The 15,149-nt window shown below is 67.7% G+C and carries 13 protein-coding genes; 12 read left to right on the top strand and 1 reads right to left on the bottom strand.

The genetic code is table 11. From position 1 onward, the window contains the following. Positions 1 to 41 precede the first annotated feature (41 nt). Complete coding sequence (locus ABIB29_RS06975; protein ID WP_354171320.1) at positions 42 to 857, top strand: IclR family transcriptional regulator domain-containing protein; 816 nt, start codon at positions 42 to 44, stop codon at positions 855 to 857. A gap of 6 nt (positions 858 to 863) precedes the next feature. On the opposite strand, the gene ABIB29_RS06970 is transcribed toward ABIB29_RS06975, so the two are convergent. Then, complete coding sequence (locus ABIB29_RS06970) at positions 864 to 1,103, bottom strand: hypothetical protein (protein WP_354171318.1); 240 nt, start codon at positions 1,101 to 1,103, stop codon at positions 864 to 866. 229 nt (positions 1,104 to 1,332) lie between these two features. Between ABIB29_RS06970 and ABIB29_RS06965 the strand changes: the two genes are divergently transcribed. The 11 genes from ABIB29_RS06965 (at position 1,333) to ABIB29_RS06915 (ending at position 15,145) form a co-directional block, all read left to right on the top strand. Further along, positions 1,333 to 2,268 (top strand): diacylglycerol/lipid kinase family protein, encoded by a 936-nt coding sequence (locus tag ABIB29_RS06965; protein WP_354171317.1) that lies wholly within the window; start codon positions 1,333 to 1,335, stop codon positions 2,266 to 2,268. Between the two features lie 326 nt (positions 2,269 to 2,594). Then, positions 2,595 to 4,259, top strand: a complete 1,665-nt coding sequence (locus tag ABIB29_RS06960) for a sugar transferase (protein ID WP_354171315.1) — start codon at positions 2,595 to 2,597, stop codon at positions 4,257 to 4,259. A 17-nt stretch (positions 4,260 to 4,276) separates the two neighbouring features. Next, on the top strand, positions 4,277 to 5,365 hold the full coding sequence (locus ABIB29_RS06955) for a Gfo/Idh/MocA family protein (protein ID WP_354171313.1): 1,089 nt from the start codon (positions 4,277 to 4,279) through the stop codon (positions 5,363 to 5,365). Next, positions 5,362 to 6,357 carry an NAD-dependent epimerase/dehydratase family protein gene (locus tag ABIB29_RS06950; RefSeq protein ID WP_354171311.1) on the top strand — a complete coding sequence of 332 codons (996 nt, stop codon included), beginning with the start codon at positions 5,362 to 5,364 and terminating at the stop codon, positions 6,355 to 6,357. The genes ABIB29_RS06955 and ABIB29_RS06950 overlap by 4 nt, the downstream gene beginning before the upstream one ends. Then, positions 6,354 to 7,526 carry a DegT/DnrJ/EryC1/StrS family aminotransferase gene (locus tag ABIB29_RS06945; RefSeq protein ID WP_354171309.1) on the top strand — a complete coding sequence of 391 codons (1,173 nt, stop codon included), beginning with the start codon at positions 6,354 to 6,356 and terminating at the stop codon, positions 7,524 to 7,526. The genes ABIB29_RS06950 and ABIB29_RS06945 overlap by 4 nt, the downstream gene beginning before the upstream one ends. Beyond that, on the top strand, positions 7,519 to 8,178 hold the full coding sequence (locus ABIB29_RS06940; protein ID WP_354171307.1) for an acetyltransferase: 660 nt from the start codon (positions 7,519 to 7,521) through the stop codon (positions 8,176 to 8,178). The genes ABIB29_RS06945 and ABIB29_RS06940 overlap by 8 nt, the downstream gene beginning before the upstream one ends. A 20-nt stretch (positions 8,179 to 8,198) precedes the next feature. Further along, positions 8,199 to 9,347, top strand: a complete 1,149-nt coding sequence (locus tag ABIB29_RS06935; protein WP_354171305.1) for a DegT/DnrJ/EryC1/StrS family aminotransferase — start codon at positions 8,199 to 8,201, stop codon at positions 9,345 to 9,347. After that, positions 9,344 to 10,558 carry a glycosyltransferase gene (locus ABIB29_RS06930; protein WP_354171303.1) on the top strand — a complete coding sequence of 405 codons (1,215 nt, stop codon included), beginning with the start codon at positions 9,344 to 9,346 and terminating at the stop codon, positions 10,556 to 10,558. Before ABIB29_RS06935 ends, ABIB29_RS06930 begins: the two co-directional genes overlap by 4 nt. Continuing rightward, positions 10,555 to 11,151: an acyltransferase gene (locus ABIB29_RS06925; RefSeq protein WP_354171302.1), complete on the top strand. Its 597-nt coding sequence runs from the start codon at positions 10,555 to 10,557 to the stop codon at positions 11,149 to 11,151. Before ABIB29_RS06930 ends, ABIB29_RS06925 begins: the two co-directional genes overlap by 4 nt. Before the next feature lie 8 nt (positions 11,152 to 11,159). After that, positions 11,160 to 13,781, top strand: coding sequence for a WecB/TagA/CpsF family glycosyltransferase (locus tag ABIB29_RS06920; RefSeq protein ID WP_354171300.1), 2,622 nt, complete (start codon positions 11,160 to 11,162; stop codon positions 13,779 to 13,781). Positions 13,782 to 13,798: 17 nt separating this feature from the next. Continuing rightward, positions 13,799 to 15,145, top strand: a complete 1,347-nt coding sequence (locus tag ABIB29_RS06915; protein WP_354171298.1) for an O-antigen ligase family protein — start codon at positions 13,799 to 13,801, stop codon at positions 15,143 to 15,145. Positions 15,146 to 15,149 lie beyond the last annotated feature (4 nt).

Raw genomic sequence — 15,149 nt, 5'->3', positions numbered from 1 at the left:
GCTCGCACGGATAAAGTGGTGCGGGACCGAGAGGCATGGAAATGATTGACGCAGCAAAGGGCGCCAAGGCCGCTGGCGCGCCGGCGGCCAGTGACCAGTACGTGCAGTCGCTGGCGCGCGGGCTGGCGGTGATCCGCGCCTTCGACACGGACCATCCGAAGATGACGCTGACGGAGGTGGCGGCACGGACGGACCTCACCCGGGCCACGGCGCGGCGGTTCCTCTACACGCTGGTGGAGTTGGGCTATGTCCGGACCGACGGCAAGATCTTCGCCCTGACCGCCAAGGTGCTGCAGCTCGGCTACGCCTACCTGTCCGGGCTCTCGCTGCCGCAGCTCGCCCAGCCCCACCTCGAGGAGCTGTCCCTCCAGCTGGGGGAGTCGACGTCGGCCGCCGTGCTGGACCGCACGGACATCGCCTACATCGCCCGGGTGGCGACGCGCCGGATCATGACCGTCGGCATCACCGTCGGCACCCGCTTTCCGGCGTACGCCACCTCGATGGGCCGGGTGTTGCTGGCGGCACTGCCGCCCGCCCAGCTGCAGGACTACCTGGCCAGCACAGAAATCCGGCCCCTGACCCCGCTGTCCATCGGGACGCGCGAGGGACTGCTCGCCGAACTGGCGACCGTCAGGAAGCAGGGCTGGTGCCTGTTGAACCAGGAACTTGAGCTCGGCCTGATGTCCATCGCCGCACCGGTCCACGACGGCCCCAAGGTGGTTGCCGCGATCAACGTGTCATTGCAGGCCCAGTCGGTCGCGAGCCAGCCCGACCCGGCGGCCTACCTGGACTCGGTGCGGGCGGCAACAGTGGCCACCGCCGAAGTCATCTCCGCGGACCTGTCCTCCGGGCGCTAGGGGAACTCAGCTGGAAGAGTCCGCTGACGGCGCGGTGGAGACCGTGATGGTGACCCCTGCCGCGTCGTCACGGATCTTGAGGTGCAGGTCCTTGCCCACAAGCGAGGCGTGGATGTCCTCGCTGTCCGCTGGGGCGAGCTGCTCCGCCAGCCGCGTGACCGCCCGCGACATGGCGCGGCCCCAGTCGTGGGGATCCGTGCTGGACGCTTCGGCCTCAGCCGAGTAGTTCTCCTGTGGTTCGGACATATGCTCCCGCTTCCCGCCCTTGGAGTGCGGCCTGCCAGGCTGATCCGGACAGGCAGCCGGCCCGAACCAGGCTCGGGACGGCAGGCTCCAGTAGTTGAGCATGGCCAGTCTAGTGACTCCGGCGCGCAGACGTCCACGGTTCGCGCCGCGGCTGCGGAGGTTACACACGGAATCCCGTTAGGATTTCAATCCGGGACACTCCACGTCCCCCTTGCCCTCGAAGGACGCCATGCCAGAGAATCCCGCGCTCGACAGCACCCCACCCACCAGGCGCGCCGCCGTGGTCATCAACCCCGCCAAATCCGTTGGTCCGGCGCTCCAGGGCGCCATCCTCCGGCTGTGCGAAACACATGGCTGGGCCGAGCCGCTCTGGCTTGAAACCACGGTCGAGGACCCGGGCGCCGGCCAGGCGCGCGAGGCCCTGGAGGCCGGGGTCGACGTCGTCATCGCCGCCGGCGGTGACGGCACCGTGCGCTGCGTCGCCGAGGTGCTCGCCGGCACCGGAACACCCATGGGGCTGGTGCCGCTGGGAACCGGAAACCTCCTGGCCCGCAACCTCGGCGTGGACATCACCGACCCGGTCTCCGCCTGCTACGACGTACTCACCGGCAGCGAACAGGCCATCGACGTCGTCAAGGCGCGGCTGAACCACTCGGACGACGAGCAGGTGTTCCTGGTGATGGCCGGACTCGGCTACGACGCCGCCATCATGGCCGACACCGTCGACGTGCTGAAGGACCGCATGGGCTGGCTTGCGTACGTGGAGGCCGGCATCCGCAAACTCCCCGGCAAACCCGTCAAGGCGCGGATCAGCGTCGACGGCGGGGAGCCCGTCCGCCGCAGGATCCGCAGCGTCATGATCGGCAACTGCGGCCGGATCATGGGCGGAGTCGAGATCTTCCCGGACGCTAAGGTCGACGACGGCGTGCTGGACCTGCTGGTCCTGGCCCCGCGGGGCCGGCTTGGCTGGCTGGGGGTTGTTGCCGGGATCTTCGGCCGGAACAAAAGCGAGACCGAATCCGTGGAGTACTTCCAGGGCAAATCCGCAGAGATCACCCTGGAGCACGAGCAGGAATTCCAGCTGGACGGTGACCACCTCGGCACCGGAACGCACCTCGCCGTGGCCGTCGAGCGCGACGCCCTGAAGATCCTGATGACTACTTAGACCACCCTCCTCCGGCGTTCGGCGGTACTTGCCTCTCAGATTCCGGTGCCAGCGCGGGCGGCCATGTCCGGGTAGTGAGTACTACCCGGACATGGCCTTTTGAGCATAGTTCGTAAAGGCAAGTAGCAACCACTCGTGACCGGGCTATTCCCACCAACTTTGATTGGCTCAGGCATCAAATGATGCAGCCAATTGCCTTTGGAGGGAGCCGCAATGGCACGCTGGTTCGTTGTCGCCCCGGATGTTCGGCCGAATGACCGGACATCCTTAATTTGTGCGGACGATGCGTCCGCCGGCCCGCGGACCACTGGCCCCAACGGGTGCCGGTGACACCGCGGTCCGAGGGCATGCCGCACGGCCTGGCCCTCAACTTTCCCGGATACACCGCTGACCGCCCCGGGGGGACGGTGGCCGACCTTGCGTATGCGCCCCACGCCCTGCACACGTCCCATGGCGGCCTCGGTGCTCCCGCAAGCTTTGTACCACTCCGGCCCGCCGTTCCCCCCGCTGTGGACGCGGCGGGAACACCCGCCGGTGCGGCCGCCCCCACCGCGGCCCCGGCACTCTCCGGACGGCAATGGGCGCGGTTCCTGCGGCGGCTGCTGCGCGGCACAGACGCCGCGCTGGTCATCGTCTGCGTCGTCGCTGGATTCCTCGTCCCGTTCGAGGGCCGCCAGCCGTTCACGGGAAGCCCCGCTGACCTGAATGCGGCCCTCATCGGAGGGGTCCTCGGTGTGATGTGGGTTGCGGCCCTGGGCCTCTACCGCACCAGGGACACGAAGATTCTGGGAGCCGGAACCAGTGAGTACAAACGTGTTGCTGCCGCCAGCGGCGCGGTCTTCGGGTTGCTCGCCGTCGGCCTGGTGGCGTTCCGCATCCAGCCGGCGTCGGCGTTCTACCTGGTTTCCCTCCCGCTGGGACTCACCCTCCTGCCGGTCAGCCGCTGGGCTGCCCGGCGCTGGTACAACTCGCGGCAGTCCCAGGGACAGTACCTTGTCAGGGCGATTGTTATCGGCCAGGCCGAGGACGTGCGCTATGTACTCAAGCGGATCGCCCGGAAGTCCGGCGCCGTCTACGAGATCCTCGGCGTATCGTTGCCCGGCGGGCGGCGGGGAACCTCGTTCGACGTCGATGGCCGGCGGGTGCCGGTCCTCTCCTCCACTGATGACGTGGTCCGGACGGTTGGCCGCTGTGGGGCGGAAGCGGTCATCGTGGCCGGCCCGGTACCCGGCGGCAACCAGTACATCCGCGAACTGGGCTGGGGGCTGGAAGAACACCAGGCGGAACTTGTGCTGGCCTCGTCCCTGACCAACGTAGCCGGGCCCCGGATCCACTGGCGTCCGGTGGAAGGGCTGCCGTTGATGCACGTGGATGTGCCCCGGTACAGCGGCGCCAAGCATGCTTTCAAGCGGCTGCTGGACATTGCGGTGGCCGCCGCCGCCCTGGTCCTGCTGTTGCCGGTCTTCCTCGTCCTGGCGATCATCGTCAAGCGCGACAGCCCGGGACCTGTCCTGTTCCGGCAAGAGCGGGTGGGCAAAGCCGGACAACCTTTCCGGATGCTCAAGTTCCGGTCCATGATCACAGATGCCGAAGCCGCGCTGGCCGGTCTCGGGGCGCAGAACGATGGCGCCGGCGTCCTCTTCAAAATGCGCCATGATCCCCGGGTGACCCGCTGCGGACGCTGGATGCGCCGTTACTCGCTGGACGAACTGCCGCAGTTCTGGAACGTCCTCTGCGGCGAAATGAGCCTGGTCGGGCCCCGCCCGCCCTTGCAGCGTGAGGTGGGCGGCTACGAGCGGCACACGCACCGCCGGCTGCTGATCAAGCCGGGGATTACCGGGCTGTGGCAGGTCAACGGCCGTTCGGACCTGCCGTGGGATGAGGCCGTGCGGCTGGATCTGTACTACGTCGAAAACTGGTCGATCATGGGCGACGTCATCATCATATGGCGCACCTTCAGGGCTATGTGCGCGCCTACTGGCGCGTACTGACTGAGTGAGGAAACACAATGGATGAAACACGTTCGGGGTATTCCCGCGGCCTGATGCGGGCAGCGGTCATCGGTGCGGGCTATTGGGGGCCCAATCTGGCGCGGAACTTCAGCGCCAGTCCCGACTGGGAGCTGGCCGGAATCGTCGACCTGGACCAGCCCCGGGCGGCCAAGCTCGCCGCGGCCCAGGGCGGGGTTCCCGTCTTCCGGTCCATTGACGAGTTGCTTGACACCGCCGACGTCGACGCCGTTGCGATTGCGACGCCGGCCCACACCCACCACGGCATCGCCCTGACAGCGCTTAAGGCGGGGAAGCATGTGCTGGTCGAGAAGCCCCTCGCCGACAGCCGGATGAAGGGGCTGGAGATGGTTGAGGAAGCGGAGGAACGGGGGCTGGTCCTGATGGCGGACCACACCTACTGCTACACCCCGGCCGTCCTGAAAATCCGGGAACTGATCGCTGACGGGTCGCTCGGCGACATCCTCTTCATCGATTCGGTCCGGATCAACCTCGGACTGGTGCAACCGGACGTCGACGTTTTCTGGGACCTGGCCCCGCACGACCTGTCCATCCTCGACTTCATCCTGCCTGAGGGGCTGCGGCCGGTGGAGGTCGCGGCGCACGGCGCGGATCCCTTGGGGACCGGCCATGCCTGCATCGGGCATCTGACGTTCGCGTTGCCGAACGATGCCATGGCCCACGTCCACGTCAACTGGCTGAGCCCGACCAAGATCCGCCAACTGGTGGTCGGCGGCTCCCGGCGCACCCTCGTCTGGGATGACTTGAATCCCCAGCAGCGGCTCAGCGTTTACGACCGCGGAGTCAGCCTGGACCGCCAGACACGGTCCGCGGCCGACCGGAAGGCATCGGCCATCTCCTACCGGCTCGGTGACACCTGGTCACCGGCACTGCCCGAACACGAGGCGCTGGGCCAGATGGTGGCCGAATTCGCCAGCAGCATCCGGCAACAGCGCCCGGCCAGGACCAGTGGCGCTTCCGGACTGCGGGTGCTGTCCGTACTGGAGGCCGTCAGCGACAGCCTCAGCGCGGACGGGAAGGCCAGCATCGTCGTCGGCAATGAAGCAAAGCTGGAGGTCAGCAAATGAGCACGCTGCAGGGTGCGCAGGTCCTGGTCACCGGCGGAGCGGGGACCATCGGTTCCACCGTCGTGGACCATTTGCTCGACGCCGGGGCCGGCAGGATCGATGTGCTGGACAACTTGGTCCGGGGCCGCCGGGCCAACCTCGATCCGGCGATCACCAGCGGCCGGGTCCGCCTCATCGAAGGGGACCTCCGCGACCGGGACCTGGTCCACGACCTGAGCCGGGGCAAGGATATCGTCTTCCACCAGGCCGCCATCCGGATCACCCAGTGCGCGGAGGAACCCCGGCTGGCCCTCGAGGTGCTGGTCGACGGGACCTTCAATGTGCTCGAAGCCGCATCCGCACAGCGGGTCGGCAAGCTCGTAGCGGCGTCCAGCGCCTCGGTCTACGGCATGGCGGAGACCTTCCCGACGTCGGAACGCCATCACCACCACAACAACGACACGTTCTACGGCGCAGCAAAGTCCTTCAACGAGTCCATGGCCCGCAGCTTCCGTGCGATGTCCGGCCTGGACTACGTGCTGTTGCGCTATTTCAACGTGTACGGGCCCCGGATGGACGTCCATGGCCTCTACACCGAGGTGCTGGTCCGCTGGATGGAGCGCATCGAGGATGGACTGCCGCCGCTGATCTTCGGCGACGGACAGCAGACCATGGATTTCGTGCACACCCGGGACGTGGCCCGGGCCAACATCCTCGCCGCGGGCAGTGGGGTGGACGAGGGGGTGTACAACGTAGCCAGCGGTGCCGAGACGAGCCTGCTGGAACTTGCCGAGGCGCTGTTGCGCGCCATGGATTCGGAACTGCACGTGGAGCACGGCCCCGAGCGGGCCGTCAACGGCGTCGTCCGGCGGCAGGCGGATACCGCAGCGGCCAGGCGCGACCTTGGGTTCAGTGCCGAAACCGGACTCGAGGACGGGCTGCGGGAACTGGTGGACTGGTGGCGGCCGCTGCGCGTTGAGATTGCGGATGCCAGGGTCGGCGGTGCGCGGTGACGGTCAGCCAGGACCGGGCCCTGAGCCGGATCAACGTGATGAAGCCCTGGCTCGGGACCGAGGAAGCCGAGGCCGTGGCTGAAGTGATCGCCTCCGGCTGGGTGGCGCAGGGGCCCCGCGTGGCGCGCTTCGAGGAAGCGTTCGCCGGCACGCAGCAGGCCAGCTACGCCGTCGCCGTCTCCAACTGCACCACCGCCCTGCATCTGGCACTGAAAGTGGCCGGCATCGGACCGCGCGACGACGTTGTGGTGCCTTCCCTGTCCTTCATCGCCACGGCCAACGCGGTCACGTATGTGGGCGCCAGGCCGGTCTTTGCCGACGTCGAGCCGGACACCGGGAACGTGTCCGCGCGGACCCTCGCCGCGGCCCTGACCCCGGCCACCCGTGCGGTGATCGTGGTCGACCAGGGCGGTATGCCGGTCGATCTGCTTCCGATCCGGGCCCTCTGCGACGGCCTGGGCATCACTGTCGTGGAGGACGCGGCCTGCGCGGCGGGCTCCACCTACCGGGGCCGGCCGGTGGGAGCAGGCGCCGAGCTCGCCGCCTGGTCATTCCACCCCCGCAAAATCCTCACCACCGGGGAAGGCGGGATGCTGACCACCCACAACGCGGCATGGGCGGACCGTGCCCGGAAGCTGCGCGAACACGCCATGAGCGTCTCCGCGAACGACCGGCACTCCACGGTCCTGGCGCCGGCGGAGGAGTACGGGGAAATCGGGTTCAACTACCGGATGACGGACATGCAGGCCGCCGTCGGGCTCGTTCAACTGGGCCGGCTGGAGGAGGCGGTGGCACGGCGCCGGGCCATCGTCGCCACCTACCGGGAGGCGCTCGCCGGGGTAGCGGGGCTTCGCTTCAGCCAGGACCCGCCGTACGGCACCAGCAATTTCCAGTCCTTCTGGTTCGAACTCCTGCCGGACTTCGCCCTCGGGCGCGAGGAACTGCTTGAGCGGCTGGCCAACGACGGTATATCCGCCCGCCGGGGCATCATGGCCGCGCACCGTCAGCCCGCCTACGCCGGGTTGAACACCGGGAGGGCGGACCTGTCCGTGACGGAACGGCTCACGGACCACACCGTGATTCTGCCCGTCTACCACCAGCTGACCCCGGACGAGCAGTCCCGGGTTATCGATTCGATCCTGAAGGCTGCGGGGAATTCTGATGACTGAGTTACTGCTGATTGGCGCCAGCGGCCTTGCCCGCGAGGTGCTGGCCTGCGTCCGCGAGAACGGCCAGTTCGACGTGGTCGGAATCCTCGACGATGACGAGTCCAAGGTCGGGTCAGCCCTGGACGGCGCACCCGTCATGGGTCCCGCCAGCCACGCCCTCCGCTACCCGGAGGCGCGGGTGGTCGTCTGCATCGGCGCAGGGAAGGCTCGCGAGCGGATAGTCGCCAGACTCGCCGGGCTGGGCTTCCCGAGCCACCGCTTCGCGACGGTGGTCGACCCTTCAGTGCGGGTTCCGTACTGTTGCGAGATCGGTCCCGGGAGCATCCTGATGGGCAACGTCACACTGACTGCCGGCATCACGGTCGGGAGCCACGTCGTGATGATGCCAGGGGTGACGCTGACCCACGACGATGTTGTGGAGGACTACGCCACCCTGGCTGCCGGTGTGTCACTGGGCGGCGGTGTCAGGATCGGTCGCGCGGCCTACCTGGGCATGAACTCCTGTGTGCGGGAACGCACCAGGGTGGGGGCTGGAACCAGGGTCGGCATGGGAGCCGCCGTGCTGGGCGACGTTCCCGACGGAGAAACCTGGGCCGGGGTCCCGGCGCGGGTGCTCGAACCCTCAGCGGCGGCAGCGGGTGGTGCGCGATGACCCGGGCCAGGACCGTCAGCATGTCCGTCCCCTTCGTCGACTTGGGCGCCCAGCAGGACGAGATAGCCGCTGAAGTCGAGCTCGGGTTGAAGGACGTCTTCGCGCGGACCTCCTTCATCGGAGGCCCGGCCGTGGCCGAATTTGAGCAGGCCTACGCCCGGTTCCTCGGTACCCGGAATTGCGTCGGGGTGGCCAACGGCACGGACGCCCTGGAACTGGCACTCCGTGCTTCCGGGGTCTTGGCCGGAGCGGAGGTCATCCTCCCCGCGAACACCTTCATCGCGACCGCCGAGGCGGTAAGCCGGATCGGTGCCGTGCCGGTGCTCGTCGACGTCGACCCCGACTACCTGCTGATCGATCCGGAGCGGGTTGCGGACGCCGTGACTCCCCGGACCCGGGCCATCATGCCCGTCCACTTGTTCGGTCAAACGGCCTTCGTGGAGCGCCTGGCCCCGGTTGCGGCCGCCTGCGGCGCGGTGATTGTCGAAGACGCCGCGCAATCCCAGGGCGCTTCCCGCCACGGCCGCTTCGCCGGCACGCTGGGACTGGCCGCGGGCACGAGCTTTTATCCAGGCAAGAACCTCGGTGCCGCCGGGGATGCCGGAGCTGTCGTGACGGACGACGACGACGTCGCAGCCCGGGTCCGCATGCTTGGCGCCCACGGCAGCGAACGGAAGTACCAGCACGAAGCGGTCGGCATGAACTCGCGCCTCGACACCATCCAGGCAGTGGTGCTCAACGCCAAGCTGCGCAGGCTGGCGGTGTGGAACGAACGACGGCGGCAGGCCGCGGCACGCTACCAGGAACTGCTGGCGGACCTGCCCGGCATCGAGCTTCCCCGCACGGCCCCGGGCAACCTCGACGTCTGGCATCTGTACGTCATCCGGGTGCCGGACCGGGACCGCGTCCTCGCCGCCTTGAACGAAGCGGGAATCGGCGCCGGCATCCACTACCCGGTTCCGGTGCACCTCAGCCGCGCCTACCGGGACCTCGGCCTCGGCCCCGGATCCTTCCCGGTCACGGAGCGGGCCGCCCGCGGGATGCTGTCGCTGCCGCTCTTCCCGCACATCCGCGAGGCGCAGCAGCAGTACGTGGCGGACCAGTTGCAGGCAGCCCTCGGCGCAGGAACGTCGTCCCCTCATCCGCTTCGGGCGGGGGGCCAGGCATGAGCAACCATGGTCCAATCGTCTGGATTGCCGGCACGAACTGGGACGGCGTCGCTGGAACCGACAAACGCATTGTTGAATCGCTGGCCAGGGTCCGCCCCGTGCTGTGGGTCGACCCCCCCGTGCGCGCAACGCTGAAAACGGCGGGACAGCTGTGGGCCCGCCCGGGTCCCCGCGGCACGGACAACGCCGCGGGGCTGGAACGGGTCTCCGATTCAATTCTGCGACTGCGAGTGACAGTACTGCCGGGAGTGACGCGGCCCGGCGTTCGAAGGCTGACGGCACTGTTGCTGGACCGGGCAATCACGGCCGCCCTGTCCCGGACCGGCTGGGAGCCCGATGCGGTTGTCGTCGCCATGCCGCTGGCCCGCTTCCCGAGAAGGACGCCGGGAAGCAAGATCCTGTACCTGACTGACGACTGGCTCGAAGGATCGCACCTCATGGGCTTGTCGCGCCCGGTAATCCGGCGGGTGCTGGACGTCAACGTGGCTCAGGCCGACGGCGTGGCGGCGGTATCGGAGGCCGTGTTGAATCAGCTCGGGCCCCGCAGCCCGTCCGTGTCAGGAAAGGTATTCGCCGTGGTCCCGAACGGCTGCCCCGAGCCGGGGCCGGCAGCGCCGTCCATGGGCCGTGAGTCCACCGCTTGCCTCGTCGGCCAGCTCAACGAGCGGCTGGACCTCGATCTGCTGGAAGCCGTGCAGGCATCCGGGGTGGAAATGGTCATCATCGGGCCGCGGACCGACCGAACCCCGGCATTCCGCCGCCGGCTGGACGAGCTCCTGGAAAAAGACAACGTCCGCTGGGTCGGACGGCTCGGCGCCGACGAGCTGCAGCAACAACTCAGGGTTCACGGGGTCGGACTTACACCGTACGCGGAGTCCGCCTTCAACAGGGCAAGTTTTCCGCTGAAAACCCTCGAGTACCTGGCGGCAGGGCTGGGGGTGGTGTCCACGGACATGCCTTCGGCGCGTTGGCTCAACACCAGCCTGATCTCGCTTCAGTCGGAGCCGCACGAATTCGCGCAGGCGGTGAAGGCAACCCTGGCCGGGCGCAATGACGGGGATCAGGAACGCCTCAGGAAAGAGTTTGCGGCGGGCCACACCTGGGACGCACGTGGCTTGGAGTTTCAGCGCCTTGTTGCCGCGGCCGGCCGCCCACGAATGACAACGCCGGTGGCCCCGGCACTGGAACCACTTCCGGGAGGATCGTCATGATAACCATCTCCGAAACATCAGACGTGGCGGACACCGCAAGAATCGGCGACGGCACCCGGGTCTGGCACCTGGCGCAGATCCGGGAGGGAGCCACGGTGGGCAGCAACTGCACCATTGGCCGCGGCGCCTATATCGGCCCGGAAGTCGTGGTCGGCGATAACTGCAAACTGCAAAACTACGCCCTGGTCTATGAACCGGCCCGCCTGGGCGACGGGGTCTTCGTCGGCCCGGCGGCCGTGCTGACCAATGACCTTCACCCGAGGGCCGTCACCCCGGAGGGAACACTCAAAAGCGCCAGTGATTGGGTAGCTGTCGGCGTCACCGTCGGAGCGGGTGCCTCGATCGGGGCCGGCGCCGTCTGTGTCGCCCCAGTCCGCATTGGCGAATGGGCCACGGTTGCCGCCGGCGCCGTCGTCACCCGCGACGTCACCGCCTACGCTGTCGTGGCCGGGGTCCCAGCCAGGCAGACAGGCTGGATTGGCAAGGCCGGGCACCGGCTCAAGCAGGACGCCGGCGGCAGTTGGCTGTGCCCGGAGACGGGCTCGCGCTACGTGGAAATCGACGGGCAACTGCTGCCTGCGGAAATGGGCTGAGGGGCGGCATGGACATGCTGGACAGCAACAAGGTAATCCTGGGCGGCACACCCGTAGACCTGATGGATCCCGAGCCGGCGCTGGAGCGGATCCTCGCAAGGGCAGCCGGCGGTCCGGGACTGCGGCCGCTCGGAGTGGCCTCCGTCAACCTCGACCACCTGCACCATTTTGGCACCGGCGGCCGCTGGGCAGGCACACTGCACGCGGACCCCGCCAGCACCGTGGAGTGGCTCTACCTGCTGGATGGCGCACCTTTGGTTGCCCAGTCACAGCGCCTCACCGGGCACCGGTGGCCGAGGCTTGCCGGCAGCGATCTTGCCTCGCCCCTCTTGGCGCAGGCCGAGCAGCTCGGGCTGCGGGTGGGATTCCTGGGCGGATCTGTCGCCAACCAGCAGCTCCTGGCTCAGAAGATCGCGACTGAACACCCTGGTCTTCAGCTCGTGGGAATGTGGGCTCCGGGTCGGGAGGAGCTGGCCTCCACCACGGAATCCGAACGGATTGCCGCGGAGATTTCGCAGGCGGGCGTGCAGATCCTCTACGTGGGCCTGGGCAAACCACGCCAGGAACTCTGGATCGACCGGTACGCGGGGCTGACGGGGGCGGCCGTGCTGCTGGCCTTCGGTGCGGCGGTGGACTTCCTGGCCGGCAGGGTCCAGCGGGCCCCGCAGTGGTTTTGCGAGCACGGCCTGGAGTGGGGGTACAGGCTGGCGTTGGAGCCCCGGCGGCTGGCTGGACGCTATCTCGTTGATGGGCCGCCCGCCTACCTGAAACTCCGAACGACGTCCTGCTGTGTCCCGCCGGCCCGGCCGGAGAGCTTCACGACGTCAGACCCGGCCCCCCGAACGCCCGGCCACTTCACAGGGCCCGACGGCGCCGCGGACGCCGTTGCGGTTGTGGTGACGTACAACAGCGCAGACTGCGTGGGGGCTTTGATCGAGAGCCTGAGGGCCGAAACCATCGATCTGACTTTGCGGGTCGTGGTGGCTGACAACTCCTCAACCGACGGGACGCTGGAGTTAGTTCGCGGCGAGCACCCCGACGTGCTCGCGTTCGCCACCGGTGGAAACCTGGGCTACTCCGGTGGCATCAATACGGCCATGCGCAGGGCCGGCGATGCTGCGGCTGTTGTGGTGCTGAACCCCGACCTCACCGTGGAACCCGGTTCTTTGACGACGATGATGCAACGGCTGCTCGCATCACAGGCGGGGGCGGTGGTTCCGCGCCTGCTCAATGCCAGCGGCCACACAAGCCGGTCACTTTATCGGGAACCCACGATCTCCACCGCTGTAGGTGATGCGCTTCTGGGCCGGCGGGCGCCCAACCGGCCCGACTGGCTTTCCGGCACCGATCTCAGCCCCGAAAGCTACGCCCATCCCCACACGGTGGACTGGGCAACGGGTGCTGCGCTCATGGTCCGGCGTCCCGTGGCCGACTCACTGACCTGGGACGAGTCCTACTTCCTCTACGGCGAAGAGACCGATTTCTTCCGAAACCTGCGCACCATGGGGGAAACCGTCTGGTATGAACCCGGGGCGGTTATGAGTCATGCCGGCGGGGCTTCCGGCAGTTCACCCCAGTTGAATGCCCTTTTGGCGGTCAACCGGGTCCGCTACATCCGCAAGTACCATTCCGCGGCCTACTCGGCAGTGTTCCACGGGGTCGTGGCATTCTCTGAGCTGTTGCGGTGCTGGAAACCGGACCGCAGAGGTGTGCTGCGGACGGTGCTCGACGAGCAACGCTGGGCTGCACTGCCTGGTCCGAGTACGGCGAGGGCGAAGGTCACGGACGATGGCGGGATCCCCCATGGCTCGGTGATTATTCCGGCCCACAACGAGGCCTCCGTGATTGCCCGGACACTGGCGCCGCTTGCCCCACTGGCTGCGGCGGGGCAATTAGAGGTCATTGTGGCCTGCAACGGTTGCACCGACGACACCGCCGCGATCGCGCGGCGGTTCGAGGGCGTGACCGTTCTGGAAATGCCGCAGCCGTCCAAGACTGCCGCTCTCAATGCGGGAGACGCCGTCGCCACGTCCTGGCCCCGGTTGTATCTTGACGCTGATGTTCAGATCAGCCCAGGAACGGTGGCCGACGTCCTCAATGCACTGGTCTCCGGACAAGTATTGGCTGCCCGTCCGGCGGTGCGCTTTGACCTTCAGGACGCCCACCCGCTGATCCACTCGTACTACCGGACCCGTCTGCAGCTTCCAATGGCCAGCAGCGGCCTATGGGGCGGTGGCGTGTATGGCCTGTCCCAGGAAGGGCGGCAGCGTTTCCAGCAGTTTCCCGACCTCATCGCCGATGACCTGTTCGTGGACCGCCTCTTCGAGCCGCGGGAAAAAGCCGTCCTGGACGTAGTCCCGGCGGTGATCTGCCCGCCGCGCACGCCCAAGGACCAGGTGGCGGTGCTGCATCGCATTTATCGCGGAAACGCCGAACAGCGCGGCGGACAGGGCAGGGCCAGCCACACGCTGTCCGAGGTCGTCCGCACTGTTCGCGGGCCGTTGTCCGCCGGCCACGCCTTGGTTTACGTGGGTTTCGCCCTTGCCGGCCGCCGAGGGAACGCGCGGCCGGGCGCGTGGGAGCGCGATGCGAGCACCCGGCAGCCCGTTGACGGCGGCGAGCCGTGCTGAAGAAGTCACCGGATCGGATGCCGCTCACCCCTCGACAGCCCACAGGTCCCCCCTGGCTGCTCAAGGCGACACTGTTCTCGATCCTGGCATTTCCGCCTTACATGGTGCTGGAGCCGATCGGGGCCAGCGGCAGCCTGCCACAAATGCTCGCCCTGGGCCTTTTCGGCCTCTGGGCCCTTTCCTCATTGTTGGGGCTGCATGATCCGGTTGCGTTCCGGCACCCGGGCCGGGCTGCCGTCCTCGCCCTTCTCCTGGCTTCCTGCCTCAGCTACGGACATCTCTTTGCCGGGCTGAGCGGGGCCAGCACCATTGACGGGCGGGCAGCCGCGGACCGCTGGATGCTCCTGATGTTTGCCGCGGCCGGAATAGCCTTTGTCACCACCGATGGCGTGCGGACCGTCAAAGACGCCATGGCCGTCGTCAGGTGGGTTATCGCCGGCGGCGCCGTATGCAGTATCGCGGCGCTCATCCAGTTCACCACCCACACGAATCCCGTCGAATGGATCAGCGCCCTCATGGTGGGATTTGTGGAGAATGGAGACTTCGACGCCTTCCAGGCCCGCGGCTCCCTGGTCCGCGTAGCGGGCACAACGCTGCACCCCATCGAACTTGGCGTGGTCAGTGCGATGCTGCTGCCCATCGCCACCTGGCGTGCCCTGTATGACAGACAGGGCAGGAAACTGGTGCACTGGGCCCTTGTCGGGCTGTTCGTGCTCGCGAACGCGCTGACTGTCTCGCGGTCCGCTCTGCTTGCCCTGGTCATCGCCCTGGCCGTCACCGTTCCCTTCCTGCCCAGGCTCGCCAGGCAGTGGGCCACGGTCATCGTGCCGCTGGGCGCCGCAGGGCTCTTCATCGCCGTGCCGGGCCTGATTTCCACCCTGTTCAACGCAGCCACGGCAGGAAGTTCGGATCCATCCATCACGTACCGGACGGAAGACTACCCTCTGGCGCTTCGGTTGGTTGCGGACCGGCCATGGTTCGGCACCGGTCCGGGAACGTGGATCCCGACGAACGCGCTCGATATTTTCGACAATGAGTATCTGCTCACGGCCGTGACCATGGGCGTCGTCGGGCTGGTGGGGCTGATGGCCTATCTGGTGGTTCCCGCTCTCGCCGCACTGGCGGCTGCCAGAACTGCTGAAGGGGCAGATCTGAAACTGCTGGCAGCGTCAGCCGCCGCTGCCGGCCTCATCGCAACCGTGGCATCAGGGACTTTCGACTCGATGTCGTTCCCGGTGTTTGCCCTGCTCTATCCGTTTTTTATAGGTCTGTCAGGAGCATCCTGGCTGATGGTCAAGAATCAAACTGCACGCGGCCTGGCGGCTCCCCTGAGGACGCCGCCAGTCCGGCAACCCGGGGGATAGGAAG

The sequence above is a fragment of the Arthrobacter sp. UYEF36 genome, from assembly GCF_040547025.1.
GTDB lineage: Bacteria > Actinomycetota > Actinomycetes > Actinomycetales > Micrococcaceae > Arthrobacter.
Note: the sequence above shows the minus strand (reverse complement) of the source record. Positions and strands in the feature narration are given on the sequence as shown.